The sequence below is a fragment of the Sphingomonas sp. IC081 genome, from assembly GCF_006874585.1.
Classification (GTDB): domain Bacteria; phylum Pseudomonadota; class Alphaproteobacteria; order Sphingomonadales; family Sphingomonadaceae; genus Novosphingobium.
Window position 1 is genome coordinate 855,107 of sequence record NZ_CP029762.1, and the last position, 20,276, is coordinate 875,382.

The 20,276-nt window shown below is 66.1% G+C and carries 15 protein-coding genes; 3 read left to right on the forward strand and 12 right to left on the reverse strand.

Translation table 11 applies throughout. From position 1 onward, the window contains the following. Positions 1-247 precede the first annotated feature (247 nt). The 8 genes from DM450_RS21875 to ptsP all read right to left on the reverse strand — a co-directional run bounded on the left by DM450_RS21875 (position 248) and on the right by ptsP (position 13,130). Positions 248-1,882 carry an alkaline phosphatase D family protein gene (locus DM450_RS21875; RefSeq protein WP_142639089.1) on the reverse strand — a complete coding sequence of 545 codons (1,635 nt, stop codon included), beginning with the start codon at positions 1,880-1,882 and terminating at the stop codon, positions 248-250. Positions 1,883-1,936: 54 nt separating this feature from the next. Then, complete coding sequence (locus DM450_RS21880; protein WP_142639091.1) at positions 1,937-4,792, reverse strand: TonB-dependent receptor; 2,856 nt, start codon at positions 4,790-4,792, stop codon at positions 1,937-1,939. A gap of 80 nt (positions 4,793-4,872) precedes the next feature. Further along, complete coding sequence (locus DM450_RS21885; protein WP_185928809.1) at positions 4,873-5,799, reverse strand: FecR family protein; 927 nt, start codon at positions 5,797-5,799, stop codon at positions 4,873-4,875. After that, a complete protein-coding gene (locus DM450_RS21890) occupies positions 5,786-6,403 on the reverse strand; it encodes an RNA polymerase sigma factor (RefSeq protein WP_185928810.1) in 618 nt (205 codons plus the stop codon). Before DM450_RS21890 ends, DM450_RS21885 begins: the two co-directional genes overlap by 14 nt. A gap of 91 nt (positions 6,404-6,494) precedes the next feature. Continuing rightward, positions 6,495-7,868, reverse strand: a complete 1,374-nt coding sequence (locus DM450_RS21895; protein WP_142639097.1) for a carbohydrate porin — start codon at positions 7,866-7,868, stop codon at positions 6,495-6,497. A 53-nt stretch (positions 7,869-7,921) separates the two neighbouring features. After that, complete coding sequence (locus DM450_RS21900) at positions 7,922-9,616, reverse strand: fructose-specific PTS transporter subunit EIIC (protein ID WP_142639099.1); 1,695 nt, start codon at positions 9,614-9,616, stop codon at positions 7,922-7,924. Beyond that, on the reverse strand, positions 9,616-10,608 hold the full coding sequence (gene pfkB, locus DM450_RS21905; RefSeq protein WP_142639101.1) for a 1-phosphofructokinase: 993 nt from the start codon (positions 10,606-10,608) through the stop codon (positions 9,616-9,618). Before pfkB ends, DM450_RS21900 begins: the two co-directional genes overlap by 1 nt. After that, entirely contained in the window at positions 10,608-13,130 is a 2,523-nt protein-coding gene (gene ptsP / locus DM450_RS21910; RefSeq protein ID WP_142639103.1) for a phosphoenolpyruvate--protein phosphotransferase, read from the reverse strand. Before ptsP ends, pfkB begins: the two co-directional genes overlap by 1 nt. A 178-nt stretch (positions 13,131-13,308) precedes the next feature. Between ptsP and DM450_RS21915 the strand changes: the two genes are divergently transcribed. The 3 genes from DM450_RS21915 to DM450_RS21925 all read left to right on the forward strand — a co-directional run bounded on the left by DM450_RS21915 (position 13,309) and on the right by DM450_RS21925 (position 16,270). Then, a complete protein-coding gene (locus DM450_RS21915) occupies positions 13,309-14,319 on the forward strand; it encodes a LacI family DNA-binding transcriptional regulator (protein WP_142639105.1) in 1,011 nt (336 codons plus the stop codon). Positions 14,320-14,325: 6 nt separating this feature from the next. Then, complete coding sequence (locus tag DM450_RS21920) at positions 14,326-15,189, forward strand: shikimate 5-dehydrogenase (RefSeq protein WP_142639107.1); 864 nt, start codon at positions 14,326-14,328, stop codon at positions 15,187-15,189. 73 nt (positions 15,190-15,262) lie between these two features. Continuing rightward, a complete protein-coding gene (locus DM450_RS21925; RefSeq protein ID WP_142639109.1) occupies positions 15,263-16,270 on the forward strand; it encodes a class 1 fructose-bisphosphatase in 1,008 nt (335 codons plus the stop codon). A gap of 46 nt (positions 16,271-16,316) precedes the next feature. On the opposite strand, the gene DM450_RS21930 is transcribed toward DM450_RS21925, so the two are convergent. The 4 genes from DM450_RS21930 to DM450_RS21945 are packed head-to-tail and all read right to left on the reverse strand — an operon-like array spanning position 16,317 to position 20,078. Next, positions 16,317-17,156, reverse strand: a complete 840-nt coding sequence (locus tag DM450_RS21930; protein ID WP_142639111.1) for a hypothetical protein — start codon at positions 17,154-17,156, stop codon at positions 16,317-16,319. Further along, positions 17,153-18,535 (reverse strand): lipopolysaccharide biosynthesis protein, encoded by a 1,383-nt coding sequence (locus DM450_RS21935; RefSeq protein WP_242526492.1) that lies wholly within the window; start codon positions 18,533-18,535, stop codon positions 17,153-17,155. Before DM450_RS21935 ends, DM450_RS21930 begins: the two co-directional genes overlap by 4 nt. Further along, positions 18,535-19,251 (reverse strand): nucleoside triphosphate hydrolase, encoded by a 717-nt coding sequence (locus DM450_RS21940; RefSeq protein WP_142639113.1) that lies wholly within the window; start codon positions 19,249-19,251, stop codon positions 18,535-18,537. Before DM450_RS21940 ends, DM450_RS21935 begins: the two co-directional genes overlap by 1 nt. A gap of 29 nt (positions 19,252-19,280) precedes the next feature. Further along, positions 19,281-20,078 carry a hypothetical protein gene (locus tag DM450_RS21945; protein ID WP_185928811.1) on the reverse strand — a complete coding sequence of 266 codons (798 nt, stop codon included), beginning with the start codon at positions 20,076-20,078 and terminating at the stop codon, positions 19,281-19,283. Between the last annotated feature and the right edge of the window lie 198 nt (positions 20,079-20,276).

A 20,276-nucleotide genomic window follows, 5' to 3' on the forward strand; every position in this document is an offset into this window, starting at 1 on the left:
CGCTTCTTGCGATGGGGGAGCATGTTGCCCGTCTCTGTTGGCGACCTCAGCTAAACCGTGTGGTCCGCTGCGGTGAGAGGCCCTCTAAGACCCACCCGTGATTCGGTCAAACACCTTTTTCAAAAAAACGACATTTTGTTGAAAATCACATAAATTCAGTATTTTATTGATCCACCGACTTCCCCGCAGGACAGCCCCCCCGCCCCCCGGCACGCCCGCCTTCGAAAAATGCCGGAGAATCGCCGGATCACGCCCGCTGCAGACCCGGCTTCCCATGTTCGATGGCAAAACGCGCATAAGTCGAGAGGCTGCCGCCAGATGTCGTCACCCTGTCCAACACCTTGAGTTCGCCAACCCATTCGGCGGGAGACACGTCGCAAAGGAGATAGCCGCGCTGGTCGGTGGTCGCCCTGAGGAAGGCATTATCGGCCCGGATCTGGCGGCTATAGGCGTCTTCGTCGCCCTGCCCGTCGGCGCCCGACGAGACCGAGGTTGCCAGAAACTCGCTCGAAATCACCTTTCCATCGGCTCCCGGTGCATGTTCGTCCTGCACGAGATCGCCTGCATAATGACGGTGCGCGTCGCCCGTCACGTTCACGACATTGCCCGGACAGCGCTTGTCGATGCAGTCGAGCAGACGGCGGCGGTTGGCCATATAGCCCGGCCACTGGTCCATCGAATATGTCGCGTGATCGCTCGCGCCCTTCTTTGGCGAGACCTTCCGCTGATCGAGGTTCATCACCATGACCTGATGCGCGATCAGGTTCCAGCGCGTGTCGGATGCTCCGAGGCCCTCGTAGAGCCACTTCTCCTGCGCGGCGCCCATGATACTGCGTTCCGCGAAAGCCTCAGGGCCGAGCGGAGCGAGGGTATCCCCGTAAAGCTGGTCGGCACGATACTGGCGCGTATCCAGCACGAAGGCGTTCAGCAGATCGCCATAACGGGCCCCGCGATACATGCGCATATGGCCGCCCTGCGGCATTGAAGTGCGGCGCAGCGGCATGTGTTCGTAATAGGCCTGCATCGCCATCGCGCGGCGAAAGGCAAAGACTTCGGGCGGCGTACCGTCCTGATCGAAATCGGCGGCCCAGTTGTTGTCGATCTCGTGATCGTCGAAGCTCATCCAGAACGGCGCCGAGGCATGTGCGGCCTTGAGGTCGGCATCCGACTTGTAGAGCGCATAGCGGCGTCGATAGTCGTCGAGGGTATAGATCTCCCCGCCCACATGGCGGCGCACTTCGTCGTAGCTGCGGCCATTGGCCTTGAACGGCCCCGCACCGTGGTCCGGGCCCTCGTAAATGTAGTCGCCGTAGTGGAACACGAAGTCCAGCGCCTCGTCGGCGATATGACGCCATGCCGTGTAAAGGCCCTGCTCGTAGTGCTGGCAACCGGCGGCGACGAAACGCAGACGCTGGACCTTGGCACCCGCAGCAGGCAAAGTGCGGCTGCGGCCGGTCATGCTTTGCTCGCTGCCGACGCGGAAGCGGTACCAATAGGGCCGATCAGGGCGCAGCCCCGCGACTTCGACATGGACCGAATGGGCAAGCTCCGGATGTGCCAGCGCCTCGCCCCTCATGGCGATCGTCGCGAAATGTTCGTCCTCAGCCACTTCCCACAGCACCGCGACGGGCTTCAGCGCCATGCCGCCATAGGGTTCGAGCGGGTTGGGCGCGAGCCGGGTCCAGATCACGAAGCCGTCGCTTGCCGGATCGCCCGAGGCCACACCCAGCGTGAAGGGATCGCTGCCGAATTTCGGATCGGCCATGAGGTTGCGCGGATAAGGGCGCTCCTGCCCGAAAGCTGTAAACGGCAGGGTGCCGATCAGGCCGGCACCGCCGGCACCGAGCAACTGAAGGGCGTGGCGACGATCGAAGGGGCGCATGGGCTGGCTTTCTGCAGGGATCAGTCGGAAAGGCGGGTCTAGAGCAGTTTCCGGTCAACGGATTATAAGGTGGATGAAGGCGGTGCGGCCGTAATCGTCCACCTCGGTGTAGTGCTGGAGCTTGTCGCCCATCAGCCACTTCGGCTTCTCCCCCAGCACGTTGTAGAACTCGTACTTGAGTGTTGCGAACGAGGTGATCTTCTGGGTGAGGCTGAGGTCCACCGTGCCATAGCCCGCACGGCCTTCGTCCAGCCAGGGCGAGGCGCCGACGCTCTCGAGATACTTGCCGCGATAGTTGTAGCGCGCGGTGAAGGCGCTGCGCAGGAACGGGGTGTGCCAGGTCACCCCGGCATTGGCGAGGATCTCGGGCTGATAGAGCATCCGGTCGATGCTGCGGGTGCCGCTGTCGCTCACCACGTCCATGTGCCCCTTCATCCAGGTCAGGTTGGCGAAGAGGTCGAACTTCTGGCCGGCAAACTTGATGCCCTTGTTCTCGATCCGGCCCTCGATACCGAAGATGCGCGAACCGGAAGCGTTGAGGGGCTGGCTGATCTTGTAGGTGGTATCGTCAACCGTCGTGTAGCTGGTGAGGTCGTAGATGTCGTCGGCGATCCACTTGGCGAAGGCACTCACCCCGAACAGGCCCTTGTCGCCGTGGAAGCCCTGCGTGAAGGTCACGTCGAGATTGGTCGCCCGGCGGGGCTTGAGGTCGGGGTTGCCCTGGCTGATCGTGCAGCCCTCGCCGCCGTCGTCGGTCTCGCCGCAGCTCACGCTGCGGGCCTGGGCGACATCGCCGGGCGTCGGGCGGCCGATGGTGCGACTGGCCGAACCGCTGAGCACGGTGCGGCGGGCCAGCCTGTATTCCGCCGAGAACGAGGGCAGCGGGAAATCATAGCCGCCGCGATTGCGGGTCATGCCATCGATCGCGCCTTCCGAGACGTAAGGCGTGTCCGCCGCAAAGCGCGTATGGTCGAGCCGCACGCCCCAGACGAGCGCCAGCCTGTCCGTTCGGTAGTGCAACGCGGCATAGGGCGTCAGCGTGGTCTCGTCATAACGATAGTCGGAGATCAGGCTGTCGTAAGCCGAATTGCTCGCATCGACCGTCAGTTCCGCCATCTTGTCGACAAAGCGATAGTCGATCCACGGCATCGCCCCGATCGCCCCCAGCGCGGTATAGTCCGGCGTGAACAGGTAGTCGGTCATGACCATGCCGGTCTTGTATTCGGTCTCGTCGAGGTTGCGGCGCAGGATCAGGTTGCGCCATTCCGCGCCGACCGCAAAACCCAGCCCGCGATCGTCCTCCTCGGCATTCCAGGTATAGTCGATGCGCGCATTGCCCATGTCCTCGCGGGCGACGCGAAACATGTCGTAGGCCGTGCTGAGGTTGTAGGTCGTCTTTGCCGGATCGAGCGCGTTCACATCGCTGAGCGAGGTCACGTAAGGCAGATTGCCCGGCCCACCGTTCGAGGCATAGGTGATATAGGCCGATTTGGGATAGGCCCGCGCGACGATCGAGTACTGGTGATTGTCGTAGAGCGCCTTGTTGTAGCCGCCCCGGATTTCGAGAACACCCGCACCGGCCTTCCACGAAAGATCGCCGATCACGCCGAACAACCGGCGGTCCCAGTTGTCGTGACGATAGCGCGTATAGATCGAATTGAGCTGCTGGCGGCCGCCGTCCTCGGTCTGGTCATAGATCGCGCTCTTGGTGTAGTAGTCCTGCTTGTTCATGGTGGAATCTTCGTAGCGGCGCCGTCCGAAGACCATGATCGAGGCATAGAGGCTCTCGTCGGCCGACTGCCATTCGAGTTTGGCCGAACCGCCGTAAGAACGCAGCGTATTGGTATAGCTGGCATATTGCTGGTCGTACGGCACGATCAGGCCGTTCCAATTGGGATCCTGCGGGCTGGCCAGCTTCTTGCCGGCATCGCTGAAGTAGTACTTGGTTGCCTGCCAGTACTTGGCCGAGTTGCGGATGCGCTTCTGGTATTCACCGGAAAGCACGATGCCGAACTGGCCGCCGGGGCCGAAGCGATCGCTGACGACACCCTTGATGCCTTCGCCCCAGTGCGCGCCCGAACCCGTAATGGCGTTGATGTGCGCCGGTCCGCGATAGGTCGAATAGATGCCGTTCAGGTCGATCACCTTGTAGAGCCCGTCGTGATCGAAGGCGCTGCGGGTGGCGACGTTGACGACGCCGCCGATGGCGTCACCGGGAAGCTCGGGGGTAAAGCTCTTGTAGACCTCGTTTCCCGCGCTCATGTTCGAGGGCAGCAGTTGCAGGTTCACCTGCCGCGAACCATCGCCGTCCGAACCGATCGAGGCGATGGAAAGACCGTCGATGGTGGTCGCGTTGAGATTGGCGGAAATGCCGCGGATCGAGATGAAGCGCGGGGTATCGCCTTCCTCGATGCCGGTCACACCGGGCAGGGTGACCAGCTGCTCGACCACCGAGCCATCGCCGCCCGCCAGTGTCGCCACATCGTCGAACCGCACGGTATCGACCACCGCCGTCGCCTTGCGGGTCATGCGCGAGGGCACGCGGCGGGCTTCGACAAGGATCGCACCGCCACGGTTCGGCGCGGCAACCGCCGTGCCGTCACGCCGCCCCAGCGTGATGACGGTGCCGTCGATCGACATGACGTCCAGCCCGGTGCCGCGCAGCAGCCGGCCCAGCGCTTCATCGATATCCAGATTGCCCTTCACCGCATTGGTGCGCCTGCCCCGCGTCAGGTCCTTTTCGACAAGGACCTGCACCCCGGCCTGCCGCGCAAAGCTCTGGATGCCCGCGGCGGCGGGCTGGGCGGGTACATCGATCGATGCGGTGCGGGCCTCCACGGCCACGGGCGCGCAGATCGCTGCCAGCCCGGCGCCAAGCATCCATATCGAAGTACGCGAAACCGAAAACATGAAACCTCCACCTGTTGCTGCACAGGAAGAGTATCGACAAAAACAAACCCCTCACTTTTATTCAGAAAAATTTCAGATTACTATTCGATGACTATTTCATTTCCATTTGATGACACTTTAGCGTGCGTCAGACTTGCCAGCGCCTGTGCGAATTCCTGTGCCTGGCTGGTCTGGAAATAGCCGACCAGCCGGTACTGTGCCGCACGCGGGTTCCGGATGCGGATCGGGCGCAGGCTATAGCGGTTGAATTCCGCCGCCGCCTGCAGACCCGTCTCGCCATCCAGCCCGATCTCGCCCCGCCGCCAGGCCAGCGCCTGATCCACGTCCACCGCCACCGGCGGTGCCTGCACGGCGATGTCGGTGCGCAGCAGCGCCTCGTCCCCGCGCGCGATGGCCATGGGGCGTTGCCCCGAGCCGTCGACCCAGGCCAGAACCCGTCCTTCGCTGACGACCACCCGCACGCCCTGCGCGACACTGCGCACCGAAAACGCGGTGCCGGTAGCCCGCACATGCACGCGGCCCACCGTGACTTCGAACGGCCGCGCGCGGTTGTGCGCAACCCTGAACCACGCTTCCCCCTGCCGCAGCGTCAGATCGCGGCGCGCGTGCGAATAGGCAACGTCGAGCTGGCTACCGGTGTTGAGCGCGGCAAGCGAGCCGTCCGCCAGCGTGACCTGACGCTGTTCGCCGATTTCGGTGGCATAGTCCGGCGCGGTGGGCCCCAGCAGGAACAGCGCCAGTGAAGCAGCCATGGCGGCCAGGCCGCCCACCGCAGCCGCCACCGCAGCCGGGCGTATCCACCGCTGCCAGCGGGGCCCCGCCTGCTCCGCTTCCGGACGAGGCACCGCATCGAGCAGGTTCAGAACCGCCTGCGCGCGCACAAAAGCGCCGCGATGGCGGCGATCCGCATCGAGCCAGGCATCGAGTTCGGCCTGCTCCGCCGCATCGAGCACTCCCGCGTCGCCGCGCATGGCCCAGGCACTGGCGATATCGTCAATGGAGGGCATGGATGGCAGGCTCGTCTCGGGTATCGGGCTTCGGGTCGGGAGTGCGGGCGCTGTCGGGCTTGCAGTCGTCATGCCGGTCATCGTCACCGGCCATCATTTTCATCAGCAGGCGCAATCCGCGCAAGGCATTATTCTCGACCACTTTCTCGGTCACGCCAAGGTAGCTGGCGGTTTCCTTCTGCGAAAATCCATGGAGCCGGCGCATTTCCAGCGCATGGCGATAGGCCGGCGGCAGCGCGGCGATCAGGTCGAGCGCCCGGCGCAGTTGCAGCCGCGCGCCGACCGCCTGCTCGGGTGAAGGCGCTTCGTCCGGCATCCCGTCGATTTCGGCCTGATCCGCCGCCTCGAAAGGCACCAGCCGCGCCCGGCGCACGCCGTGGACAACGATCGAGCGAACCGTGGCGAAGAAGTAGGCACGGCCGTTCAGGATATGCCGGTGGTCTGGCAGTTCGGACAGCCGGCAATAGGCCTCCTGGACAACGTCGTCGACATCCCCCTGCCCGCGCAGGCTCCTGCGCAGCCACGCGCGGACTTCCGCCTCATGCGGCAATATCTGCGAGGTGATCCAGCGGATCCTCTCCTCGCGCAAATCCTGTGCGGACACCAGTGCGACCCATTGACCTAGGACCTGGACGGTCCGGCGCCCCAAAGCCACAACGGTGCGACACATTCATGACATTACGCGATTTTTTACGTCATCGTCCCAGCAGGGTCGGCGCATCGATGGTGAACTTGAAGCCGAAGATCAACGCGTCCTTGATGTCCCTGGTGCGGAAGGGCGCGCCGGTCTGGTCGGGATGCAGGATGTACTGGACATTGGGCGATATGCGGATCGCCGGGCCGAGCTGGGCGCCATAGGCCAGTTCCATCATGTACTGGTGACGCTGGATTTTGCCGTCGCCGCCCGCCGAGACCCGCGCGGCGCGCATGCGCTCCATGGCAAGGTCGCTGAAGCGCTGATCGCTGATCATGAAGCCGATGGTATCAGCATCGCGCCCCGCGAAAGTGCCGGTCTGCACCACGCCAAAGTCGAAGAAGCGGCTCTCCTCGACGCGGCCGGACAGGTTCGTCATCGCCACCCCAAAGACACTGAGGCCGCGCTCTGAATTGGGATCGGGCCGGGTCAGGCGCTGATCGAAGCGGAAGTAAATGCCTGAGCGGCCGTTGCGGGTCTGCGCCTCGCGCCCGGTGAGGATGGCGATGCCGCCCTGATCGTCACGCAGCGGATCGGCATAGTCGCCCCGGTCGAACCAGCCGCCGACGATGTAGTGGCCGGGCAGGCGCACGCCCTTGCCTTCATTGGAGTAGCCCAGTTCCCACGGCACGATCACGCCGGTGGCGTTCTTGATGCTCGGGTTGAAGCCGTGGTCGCTGGCCCGCTTGCGGTCCGGGTTGACCTCGTAAGCGCCGACATGGACGGTCACGTGCGGCAGGACTTCGGCCTTGGCGCGGATCATCCAGCTCGATGCCGGAAAATAGGTGAAGTTGCTGTTCTTGAAGACGAACGTCGGGTTGCCGCAGCCCGAGTTGCCCTGGAAGTTGCAGTAGATCGGCGAGTTCAGGAAATGGATGTTCGCCTGGCTGCGCCCCGCCTCGATCATCAGTCGGTCGTTCAGCAGCTTCTGCTCCCAGGTCAGGATCGCGAGGTGGGTGTTCTGGGTGCCCCAGATTTCCTGAACCGAGGTGTTGTTGCCCAGCGCCAGCGCCGAAAGGCTGTCGCCATGGCGGTTGGTGATCGCGGCATGGATGGTAGCGCCGCCGATGCCGACGATACGGTCCATGTCGAGGTCCGCCCCGACATAGATCTGCCCGGCATAAGCGGCATCGCGGCGCAGACCGCCGGTGACGTTCGTTGCCGCCTCTCCGGTATAGCTGAGCGCGAGGGTTATGCCGTCATCGGCCAGCGGCTGCCACGGCTTGGTAGCTTCAGCCTGTGTCTCTGTGGCCGTTGTGTCCTCTGAAACCGCCTCCTGCGCCATGGCAGCAGACATGCCAGCAGACATGCCAGCAGACAAGGAAAGGGCGATGGCACCTGCGCAGCAGGCGCCCTTGAGCAGTGCGAACCGCATCGAAACGTATCCTCTCATGGATCGGTCCGGTCTTGTGCCGGACCAGAATTATGTCAGCCGGCGGCAGCTTCCGCCGAGGCCGGGCGCGGCTTGAGCAGGCCGACAAGGACCCCGCTCACCAGCACGCCCGCCAGAATGGCAAGCCCGTAGACCGCCAGATGCGTGACCGCGCCGGGGATCGGCAGGACAAACACGCCGCCATGCGGCACCTTGAGTTCGACACCCGCCGCCATCGAAATCGCCCCGGCAATCGCCGAGCCCGCCATCAGCGAGGGGATCACCCGGAACGGATCGCGCGCGGCGAAGGGAATCGCGCCCTCGGTGATGAAGGCGAGGCCCAGCACGGCAGCGGCGCCTCCGGCCTCGCGTTCCTCGGTCGTGAAACGATCGCGGAACAGGCGGGTGGCAAGGCCCACGGCGAGCGGCGGCACCATGCCTGCCGCCATCGTCGCGGCCATCGGCGTGTAGACCTGACTGGAAATCAGCCCGACCGAGAAGGCATAACCCGCCTTGTTGACCGGCCCGCCCATGTCGAAGGCCGACATCGCGCCCAGGATCACGCCCAGCAGGATCGCGCTCGATCCCTGCATCGATCGCAGCCACTCGGTCAGGAACGCCAGCGCGGCGGCGACCGGCGTGCCGACCGCGTAGATCATCAGCAGCCCGGTCAGCAGCGTGCCCAGCAGCGGCAGGATCAGCACCGGCTTCAGGCCCGCAAGGTTCTTGGGCAGCTTGATGAGCCGGTTGAGCCATTCGACGCCGTAACCGGCGATGAAGCCCGCAACGATGCCGCCCAGGAAACCCGCGCCCAGATTGGCGGCCAGCATCCCGCCGATCATGCCCGGCGCGATGCCGGGACGGTCGGCCACCGAATAGGCGATATAGCCCGCCAGCGCCGGCACGATCAGCGCGAAGCCGCCCTGCGCGCCGATGCGGAACAGGGCACCCGCAAGTGTACCCTCGGCCGCTGCGTCGTTGGCTTTGATGCCCCCCAGCGCAAAGGCCATGGCAATCATCAGGCCGCCCGCGACCACGAAGGGCAACATGAAGGAAACGCCGGTCATCAGGTGCTTGTAGGGACCGGCCCGCTCGGCAGCGGCACCGGCGGTCTCGGCCGAAGCCGCGCCGCCCTGCACTTTTGCTTCGGTCAGCGCGCGTTCGATCAGCGCCTTGCCGCCCGAGATGGCAGGCTTGGTGCTCGATGCGAAGACCCGCTTCCCGGCGAAGCGCGCACGGTCGACCTCACGGTCCGCGGCGATGATGACAACATCGGCCGCAGCGATCTCTTCCGCCGTCAGCGGCGAACCGGCGCCGACCGAGCCCTGCGTTTCCACGCGGATCGCATAGCCCAGCTGCTTCGCGCCTTCCTGAAGGCCCTCCGCCGCCATGAAGGTATGCGCAATGCCGGTGGGGCACGAGGTGATTGCCACCACGCGCGGCGTATCGGTGGACGCCTGCGGTTCCTGCACCAGCGCGGCGGCCGGATCGGCCAGCACGGCCTCCAGCGTCACCCGGCGATGCGGGGCGAGCGGAAGCGCTGTTCCAGCCTCGTCATTGGCGGCGACCAGCAACAGCGTGTCGCCTGCCTGCAATTCCTCGGGCAGAGGGTTAAGCACGCCCTGTCCGGTGCGCACCTCGATCTCGATATCGCGGCCCCTGGCCCGCGCCGCCTTGCGCAGCGCCTCCCCGGCAAGCACGCCCTGTACGGCGGAATCCGCCGCATCGATAACTGCGTAGAGCTTGGCCATTATTCCTCTCCAGCCCCAATCCCCGTTGTGGCTTTCTGCTGCTCCATCCAGCCGCGCGGCATGAACGGGGCGACGCTGACTTCTTCGGCAAGCGCATGGACAGTCGGCAGATCGGGTAGGTTCGGCCCGGCCATGCCCAGCTTGGCGACCGCGAAAGCCGTGGCGAGGCGCGCGGTACGCTCAAGGCCCGCCCCCTCGCCCAGCGCCGCGACGATCCCGGCAACCATGGCATCCCCGGCGCCGACCGTGCTCGCCACTTGCCCGATGGCGAGGCGCGCCGTGGCTGCCCCTTCTGCCGAAAGGAACAATGCCCCTTCCTCACCCATCGACACGACCACCAGCGAAACACCGCGCGCGTGCAATTCACTGGCCGCTTCGGAAAGCGCCGCCAGATCGGGGAGAGGACGGCCCAGCAACTGCGCGAGTTCCTCCCGGTTGGGTTTCACTACATCGGGCAGCACATCGGCCGTCAGCGCGCACTTCAGCGGCAACCCGCTGGTGTCGAGCACCACACGGCACCCGGAGGCGCGCAGCCGCGCCACCAGCGTGACATAGCTATCCGGCGGACAGCCCGGCGGCAGGCTTCCCGCCAGCACCACCAGATCGCCCTCACGCGCGGCTTCGCAGATCGTCGCCGCCACCATTTCGGCGCGGCCTGCGTCGACGGCGATCCCGTCCAGATTGATATCGGTCGTGCCCGTCACATCGACCAGCTTGAGATTGACCCGCGTGGCTCCGGCAATGCGGATGAAGCGGTCCTCGATGGCCTTGGCGGCAAACAGCGCGTCGAAAGCGGCGGCGTTGTCGCTGCCGAGCAGGCCATAGGCGGCAACCGGCATGCCCCAGTCGGCCAGGCAACTGGCGACGTTCACGCCCTTGCCGCCCGCGTTCTGGCGCACCGAGCGGGCGCGGTGGACTTCGCCCACGACCAGCCGATCCAGCAGGACGGTCTGGTCGATGGCCGGGTTGAAGGTGACCGTAAGAGTGCGCATCAGCCTTCCCCCTGTTCGATTGCTGGCACATCGAGAGCGCGGATGTCGCCCGCGCTTTCCATATCGAGCGCCCTGGCAGCGAGCGTGCGCAGCCCTTCGAGGCTGGCGCCGCGAATGCGCGCCTTCACTGCCGGAATGTCGCGCGGGGTCATCGACAGTTCGCTGACGCCGAGCCCCACCAGCAGCGCCGCGCCGAAGGGATCACCGGCAATGCCGCCGCAGACGCCGACCCAGCGGCCATGCGCCTTTGCGCCCTCCACCGTCGCCGCGATCATGCGCAGGACGGCCGGGTGCAGGCTTTCGGCATCGCCCGCCAGTTCCGGGTTCTGCCGGTCGATGGCGAGGACATATTGGGTAAGGTCATTGGTGCCGATCGAGAAGAAATCGGCATGGGCCGCCAGCGAGCGCGCCTGAATGGCGGCCGCGGGAACCTCGATCATGATGCCCACCGGCACCACCGGCGCATCGAGTTCGGCGCGGATCGCCTCGCACCGGGCGCGCAAGGCAATCAGTTCGTGAACCGAGGTGATCATCGGGAACATGATCGAAAGATCGCCGCCTGCCTTGGCCGCGCGGTAAAGCGCGCGAAGCTGCGGCTCCAGCAAATCTGGCCGACGCAGCAGCAGCCGCGCGCCGCGCACGCCGAGGAAGGGGTTCTCCTCGCGCGGCAGGTCGAGATGCGGCACCTGCTTGTCGCCGCCGATGTCGAGCGCGCGGACGATCAGCGGGCGATCGCCGAGCGCCTCGGTCATGGCACGGTAGATTTCGGCCTGCTCATCCTCGCCCGGGCTGTCGCCGCGTTCGAGGAACAGGAATTCGGTGCGCATCAGGCCGACGCCCTCACCGCCCTGCGCCAGCGCGAACGCGACCTGATCGGGGCGGTTGACGTTGGCAGCGATCTCCACGCGGTGGCCGTCGCGGGTTTCGGCAGGCTTGCCGCGCTCGGCCTCTTCGGCGGCGCGCTTTTCGGCAAGGTCCGCGATCCACGCGCGGGCAGAGGAAAGATCGGCGTCGGACGGGTTCAGCCAGACGCGGCCACTGTCACCATCGACGATGGCGGTGGCTCCGGCGGCAAGGCCGAGCAGGTCCGCACCGCCCGCCACCACCGAAGGCAGGCCCAGCGTGCGGGCCAGGATCGCACTGTGCGAGGTCGGCCCGCCGAGTGCCGTCGCAATGCCGGCAACCCGCGCGGTATCGAGCGTGGCGGTATCCGAAGGCGAAAGGTCCGCGGCAACCAGCACGCAAGGCTCCTCGGGCAGATCGGTCAGCGACCCGGCCGCAAGCACGGGATCGATCTCGGCCAGAACGCGGCGGCCGATGTCGTGAAGGTCGGCCGCGCGGGCGGCGAGCACCGGATTGCCCAGAGCCGAAAGTTGCCCGGCGATCCGGTCCACCGCCTGATGCCACGACCATGCGACCCCGTGCCCCTCCACCATCAACTGGCAGGTGAGCGTGATGAGGTCGGTATCGTCGAGCAGTTCGGCCTGCGCCTTGAAGATCGCCGCATCGCCTGCGCCCAGACGGCGGGTGGTATCGTCGATCAGCGCCTTCATCTGTGCGCGGGTGCGGGTGAGCGCATCGTTGAGCTGGGTGCCACCACTGGCCAGATCGGTCGGCCGGTCGGGCACGTCGAGTTCCTGCGCGGAGAGCACATGGACCTTGCCGATGGCGAGGCCCGGGCTGGCGGCGACGCCGGCAATCATCTGCGGCTCGCCCACCGGCTTCCAGCCCCGGATCGGCGCGGCGGCCTTCTCGGCAGCGCGCGCGGCGTCTTCCTTCTCGCGCGCGGTCAGGCGGCGGACCACGGCGGCAAAGCTGTCCAGCGCCGCACGGCCCCCTGCCCCTTCGGCGGAGAGAGTCACCCGATCACCAGCACGCAGCCCCAGTTGGAGGAGGGAAACGAGGCTGCGAGGATCGGCGCTCTCCCCGCCGTGACGTACGCGCAGGCGCACGCCAGAGGCACGCGCCGCTTCGACCCAGGCCGAAGCGGGACGGGCATGGAGGCCGGTTGGGTAATCGACCGTCCATTCAATGGTTTCAGCATAGTCGGCCGCCGGTTCGGACGGGGAGGACGCCTCCCCGTCTTCCCACAGGGCGCGCGAAAAGGCGGCCGGATCGTCGGTAGCGACAAGCGCGGCAAGGCGCGGCTCGTCCTGAATGAGGCGGGTCAGGCGGCGCAGGATGGCAATGTGGCTGTCCGAATTGGCAGCAATACCGACCACCAGATGAGCGCGCTGGCCGGGGTTCCATTCCACCCCGTCGCGCAGCTGGAGGATCGCCACGCCGTCGCGGCGGACCAGCCCCTTGTCCTCACCCAGACCATGCGGAATCGCGACGCCCGCGCCAAGGAAGGTGTTGGCCACACCCTCACGGCGGACCATGCTGTCCTCGTATCCGGGTGCGACGCATCCGGCGGCGACCAGAAGCTGGCCGACCTGGCGAATCGCATCGACCTTGTCTGCCGCACTGGCGTCAATTCGTACGAGATCCTCGACCCCCGAGGCGGGCGCATCTGCGAGCATTTCAAGCCTCTCCTGACCGTTTTGATAACGAGTCTTCGATGACTCTAGAAAACGTTTTCTCGCGATCGTTGTCAAGAGAATGCTTGCGATCATGCGAAGAGATGAGGCATAGTCCGCCGCAGGAGAGGGGCGAAACGCTCCAGCAAGTGAGAACGATTTCTCGAATGGTGCACCACTGATGGCAGTTGGAATCAAGGACGTAGCCCGGGTCGCCGAAGTGTCGCCCGCCACCGTTTCGCGGGTGCTGTCGGGACGCAGTGTCGATCCGGCGATGCAGGAACGGGTGCTCGCCGCGGTCAAGTCCACCGGCTACCGCCCCAACCTCGCCGCGCGGCGGCTGCGCTCGCAGCATACCAACACCATCGGCCTGATCGTTGCCGATATCCGCAACCCCTTCTTCACCGCCGTCTCGCGCGCCATCGAAAACCTGGCCACCGCGCAGGGACTGCGGGTGATCCTGTGCAACACCGACGAGGACCCGGCCAAGGAAGCCGCCTACCTCGAACTCATGCACGAGGAACGCGTCACGGGGGTAATCTTCGCGCCCTGCCGCCAATGGGTGGAGAAGGCGGAGAGACTGGAGCCGGGCTTTCCCGTCGTCCTCATCGACCGCAGCCTGCCCTCGGCGGGGCTCGACAGTGTCCTGCTCGACAATGAAAGCATGGCCGCCGAGCTGGTCGCCCACCTCCACGCACAGGGCCATCGCCGGATAGCGGGGCTGTTCGGCGCCGCCAGCAGCACGGGCATCGAGCGTCGCGCCGGGTTCGAACGGGCCGCACGCAAGCTGGGCATGGAAGCCACCGCCGTGGAAATGCCGCATGCCACCGAGGCGGCACAGCGTGTCGTCACCGACTTGCTGTCCGGCCCGGTCCGGCCCGACGCGCTTGTCGCCAGCAACGGCGTCATGCTGCTGACGGTCCTGCGCGCCCTGCGGACCCTCGGTCTCGAAGCGCCCAGCGACATAGCCCTTGCCGGGTTCGACAACAACGACTGGATGGAATTCGTCGGCGGCGGCCTCAGCGTCATCGAACAGCCGGTCGAGGAGATCGGCCGGACCGCGATGACCATGCTGCTGGACCGGCTCGACCATCCCGATGCACCGGCCCGCAAGGTCGTGCTGGCAGGGCGCCTCATCACGCGTGGATCGAGCGGGCCCCGCGGCGCCGCCGCCCAACCTATCGGAGCCTGACCAACCATGACCGACTTCAGCGCCAAGCAATCGATCGGCCGCGACACGCATCTCTGCATGTCGCTTTCGGCACGCCCCGGCAACGCCGGGTCGCGCCTGCACAACACGCTTTACGGACTGCTGGGGCTGGACTTCGTCTACAAGTCCTTCTCCACTACCGATCTGCCGGCCGCCATCGGCGGCGTGCGGGCGCTTGGCATTCGCGGCTGCGCGATCTCGATGCCGTTCAAGGAAGCGGTGATCCCGCTGCTTGACGGGCTTGAGGATTCGGCCCGCGCGATCGACAGCGTGAACACCATCGTCAATGAAGACGGAGTGCTGACCGGCTACAATACCGACTATACGGCGGTGCGCGATCTGGTCGCCCGGCGCGGCATCGATCCCGCCACCCCCTTCCTGCTGCGCGGCAGCGGCGGCATGGCCAAGGCCGTGGCTGCAGCCCTGCGCGACCTCGGCTTCCGCGACGGAACCGTGATCGCCCGCAATGCCGAGGCCGGCCCCGCACTTGCTGCCCAATACGGTTTCCGCTGGCTACCCGAACTGCCCGAACAAAATGCGGCCATGCTGGTCAACGTGACCCCGATCGGCATGGAAGGCGCCCAGGCCGGCGAACTCGCCTTCACGCCCGCGCAGATCGCGGCCTGCGAAATCGCTTTCGACGTTGTCGCGCAGCCCGCGGAGACACCGTTCATCAAGGCTGCTCTCGCGGCCGACAAGACGATTATTTCCGGCGCCGAAGTAATCGTTCTTCAGGCCGTCGAACAATTCTTTCTCTACACCGGCATTCGTCCCGACGATGAAGCCATTGCCAAGGCCACCGCCTTCGCGCATGGCCCTGCCGTAGCCCAGCGGCTGCGCGACGCGGCGTAACGCCTGCCCCAAGGGGTGAACCCGCGCCGGCAATGCCATCGAACTGTCCGGAACATGGGGTAAGGGAACCATCATGAGACCAACCACACTCACCCGTTTCCTGCTTGAAAAGCAGCGCGAGCCGAACTCGACCTGTCCGCCCGAACTGCGCCTGCTGATCGAGACGGTCGCCCGCGCCTGCAAGGCGATCAACCATGCCATCGCCAAGGGCGCGCTGGGCGACGTGCTTGGCAGCCTCGACAGCGAGAACGTCCAGGGCGAAGTCCAGAAGAAGCTCGATGTGCTCGCCAACGAACTGCTGGTCGATGCCAACGAGTGGGGCGGCCATCTGGCCGGCATGGCCTCGGAAGAGATGGAGACGATCCACCCCATTCCGAACCGCTACCCCAGAGGCGAATACCTGCTGGTCTATGATCCGATCGATGGTTCCAGCAATGTCGACGTCAACCTGTCGGTCGGCACGATCTTTTCGGTTCTGCGCGCGCCCGAGGCCTGCGCCGGACGGGAAGTGCGCGAGGAAGATTTCCTGCAGCCCGGCACCGCGCAGGTCGCCGCCGGCTACGCGATCTACGGCCCGCAGACGCTGCTGGTGCTGACGATCGGTTCGGGCGTCTACGAATTCACGCTCGACCGTGAACTCGGCGCCTGGATCATGACCGACGGCCCGATGCAGATCCCCGCGGGCAACTGCGAGATCGCCATCAACATGGCGCGCCGTCCGCAATGGGCACCCGAAGTGGCCACGTTCATCGACGACCGCCTGACCTCCGGCAAGGGGCCGTGCGGGCGAGATTACAACATGCGCTGGACCGCCTCGATGGTGGCCGACGTCCACCGCATCCTCAAGCGCGGCGGCGTGTTCCTCTATCCCGCCGACCATCGTACCCCCGGCAAGGCCCGCCTGCGCCTGCTCTACGAAGCCAATCCGATGAGCTTCCTCGTCGAACAGGCCGGCGGCGCCTCGATCGACGGTGCCGGACGCATCATGGAGGTCACGCCGGTCGGCCTGCACCAGCGTGTCGGCCTGATTCTGGGCGACAAGGACCAGGTGGCCGAACTGCGCAGCGCAGTTCCCGCCTGACGCGCAAGGAGGCCGCGTCCGGAATTGGGCGCGGCCTCCTTTCCGTTCACGCGGCCGAAGCCAGCGGATAGCTGGCCGTCAGCGCTTCAAGCCGCCAGCGGATGTCCGCGGGCATCGGGAAACGGTCGCGGTTGTAGTCGCGGTGGCCGTTGCCGGCCTGCTCCACCAGATCGTCATGCATGCTGCCCATCAGCCCGTTGATGGCGCTGAGGAAGCGGGACATGCGATAGACCTGCTCGTCCGGTCGCAACGTGCGCATCGCATCGTAGAACGACACCTGCCGGCTCACGACCTTGCGCATCATGTGAAAACGGTGCCCGGTGAGCGCGCCTTCACCAAGCCAGGACGCCAGACGCCGGAATTCGAGCTTGCGGAAGGCGAGAAAGCCCATGGCATCGTCGAGACGGACCTGCTCGACCTCGCGGCGCACCGCCAGCCATGCAGGCCAGAGCAGGAGAAGGCGCAGCAGGAGCGCGTAAGCAGGCACCGCCAGCCGCCGCCGATTGCGGAAGGCATCCTGCAAGTGCCCCATCAGCGCCACCGTCGAGCGGAACAGCAGGGGTGCCTTGTGGCGGCGGCCATACAGCACCAGGGCAAAGCGCAGTTGCTTGTAGGAAGCGCGGATATGCTTGTAGCGCACCCGTGCATCCTGCGGCAGATCGCCGGTGACCAGCAGTGTCGCGACAAGATCGCATAGGGCCCGGCGGTCCGCATGTTCGTGCCAGAACTGTACGCAGAGATCGAAGCAGGCCTTCATGTCCTCCTCGCTGCAGGCGACGGGGACCGGGTCGGGAAGACTGACGACGGGATCGACCACGTCGTCCATCTCCACCGCCTGGAACAGCGCGGCAAGGGTCTCGGCCTTGTAGCGGTGACGCGCGCTCATGCCTGCGCCTCCGGCGCCATCACGGAAACGAGCATGTCCCGCTCCCGGTAGGCCCAGAGCGTGGGCAGCAACATGAACAGCGCCTTGAGCGACACCCCCGCCACATAGGCAAGGCCCGCGCCGGTGATGCCGAAGAAATGGATCAGCACAAACAGCAATAGCGCATAACCCGCCGCCGCCGTGCCTTCCGAGACCAGCGCGGAACGCTGGCGCCCGGCCATGTAGAGCAGCGATTCCAGCGGGAAACTGGCCATCGTCACGATCAGCGAAGCGGTCATCAGCTGAAGCAGGTCATAAGCCTCGACATAACGCTTGCCGAACACCAGGCCGATCACCGGTTCGCCGCCGACCATCACCACCAGCAGGATCAGGAGCCCCATGCCGCCCGAGATGAAGGCGCTGCGGATCGCCAGCTGCCAGGGATGCCGGCTGGCGGGGTCGAGGCGCATGATCTCGGGATAGAAGCTGCGCGACATGAGGTCGGCCGGCTTGCTGGCGGAATCGAAAAAGGTCGCGGCGATCTTGAACAGGCCCGCACTCGTCGGTCCGAGCATGGCGCCGACGATGAGGTTGCTCACCGGCCCCCAGGCCGCCCAGATCGAATGGGCGATGTTGGTCGTCCACACGAAGTTCCAGGCCGTCTTGAGCCGCCGTCCCGGACCGATCAGGCCCGGACGCAGGGCGCCGGCGATGCCGCGGCGCCGCAGTTCGATCACCGACATGATCCACAGGCACACGTCACCGGCAAGATCCGCGACAAACCAGGTGATCATGAAGCCGATGAAGCCGAAATTGCCGAAGTACGAGACCACGCCGCCCAGGGCCCGCAGGGCCGGGGTGACCAGCTGCTGCAGGGCCAGCTGGTCAAAGCGGTCCAGCACACGCAGGACACCCGTGGGCGTCGCGGCGGTCATCGTCGGGATCAACAGGCAATAGACCATGGCGAGGTGGACGTCCTCGGCCGGAATGTCGAACCAGTCGGCCAGAAACGGCAGCAGCGCCAGGCCGCCGACCAGGCCCACAAGCCCGCTGGCAAGGTCCAGCCCGAAGGCAAAGCCGGTCACGTCGCGCAGTTCATCGATATCCCCGCGCCCGAGCGCCGGAGTGCCGTAGCGCACGATGAACTGCCAGGTCTGGAACTTGACCAGCGCGCCCACGCCATTGGCATAGGAATGGATGATGACCAGCGTACCGAACAGCCCCGGCGTCATCCCCCGCCCGGCACAGGCCAGCGCGACAAGGCCCAGAAGCGCCGCCACCAGCTTGCCCGAGCCGAGGTAGGAGGCATTGCGCACGATCGTGCGGAACACCCCGTCGGCGAACCAGTGCTTCACGTTGAGCGTATTGCGGTTGAACGACTTGATCGAGAGGCTTTTCATCACGCGGCCTCCTGCGCAGGGGCCGCGCCCAGCGCAAGCAGCCGCTCGGCGATGGCAGCGCGGGCCTGTGCAAGAACCTGTTCCAGCGGCTGCTCCGCGTCGATTTCGACGATCGGCGCCCCTTCAAAGGTCAGGCGCGGCACGTCGGCGACCTTGCGGGCAAGCGAGGAGAGCCGGTGGTCGGGCTTGCGGGCGACCGCCACGTCGAGCGAGACATTGAGCCGCAGCACGAGATCAGGGCGATTGGCGACCATCGCCGCGTAACGCCGGTGTTCGGCCCGCGCGAGCAGGCCGACAAGGCCCGAGGCCTCCATCGAACTGGCCAGTCCCAGCCCGTCCATCGGCCCGGGGACCCCGAGCTGCGGGAAACGGTCGCCGATCACGGCGAAACCTTCGCGCCGCAGCTTCATCATGCGCGCAAAGCGGTACACCCGGCGCATCGAGAAGAGGTAGATCACCAGCGCCGCGAGCAGGCCGGGGCCCTTGTCGGTCTGGGCTTTCTGCGCCTTGGCATGGATCGACTTGTCGAGCCTGCCGCCGAGCAGCGGCAGGCGCGCGATGGCGCGGCCGATATTGCCGGACTGCTTGCCGAGGTGGCAGATCCGCGTGGGACGGCGCTCGTTCATCCAGGCGCAGAGCGCCTCGGTCACGGTCGACTTGCCCGAGCCGTCGCAACCGACGACGGCGATGAGGGGAGGCAGGGTTTCGAATTTCATGGAGGAACCTGGGGTACTCGAATTGCGGGTCAGGACGGCATGCCGTGGCGGCGCAGCACGGCGCGGATGCCTTCCAGCACGTCGTGATAGGGGCGGGTCGCATCGACATCGACGATCTGGGCCCCGCCGAAGCGCAGCGTCGGCACGACCGCGATCTTCTTTTCCAGCATGGCGCGCTGGTGGTCGGACTTGCGCGCCAGTGCGGTGTCCACGTCGACGTTGAGGCGGATCACCAGCGTCGGCCGATAGGAGGCCATGTCCTCGTAAAGCGCCCGTTCGCGCTGGGCGAGCCGCTCCACCAGCGCCGAGCCCTTGCGCGTCCACGAGAGGCCGGGGCCATCGAAGCTGCCGGGCACTTCGGCCTGCGGATAGCGATCGGTGATCACCTGCACGCCCTGCCGCCGATAGCCCAGCACCTGCCGGAAGCGCCGATAACGCGCGAGCGAGAAGCCGAACATCGCCAGCGCCGTGGCAAGGCCGGGCAGGCGCTTTTCCGTGTTGTTCCGGCGCGAAGCCGCCTGCCCTTCGTGCGCCTTGCTCGCCTTGCCGGTGAGGAAACGCTCGGCGATCGGGCCGATCAGCGGGATCCCGCCGATCCGCCGCCCGAGGTCGCCGGTGCCGAGGCCGAGGTACATCGAACGGGTCGGCGCCTCGCGGTTCAGCAGGGCCACGAGGTCGCTGGCGAGCGTCGATTTTCCCGAACCATCGCAGCCGATCAGCGCCACGCAGGGGGCGAGACCGGTACGGGGGCGGGCAAGTTTGCCGTCCGCCGCAGGCGCGAAGGCGGAATGGGACGCGAGCTCGCGGGGGGACTTGTGCAAGGTCATGATTTCGTTGGCCGTTTCTGGGCCTTCGCGAAGCGGGGGGCTGCGAAAAAGGCGCGTTTCTTCGGGTCGGGGAACCGCGGCTAGACCCCGAAACTGATGCGAAGCTGATGCGCCGGAAAAGTTTTTTGCCCGTTTGACGCCGGGGCAACAGCTGTCGTAGGTCCCGGGCTGAAACGCCCCTAGAGGGGGCTGAACCGA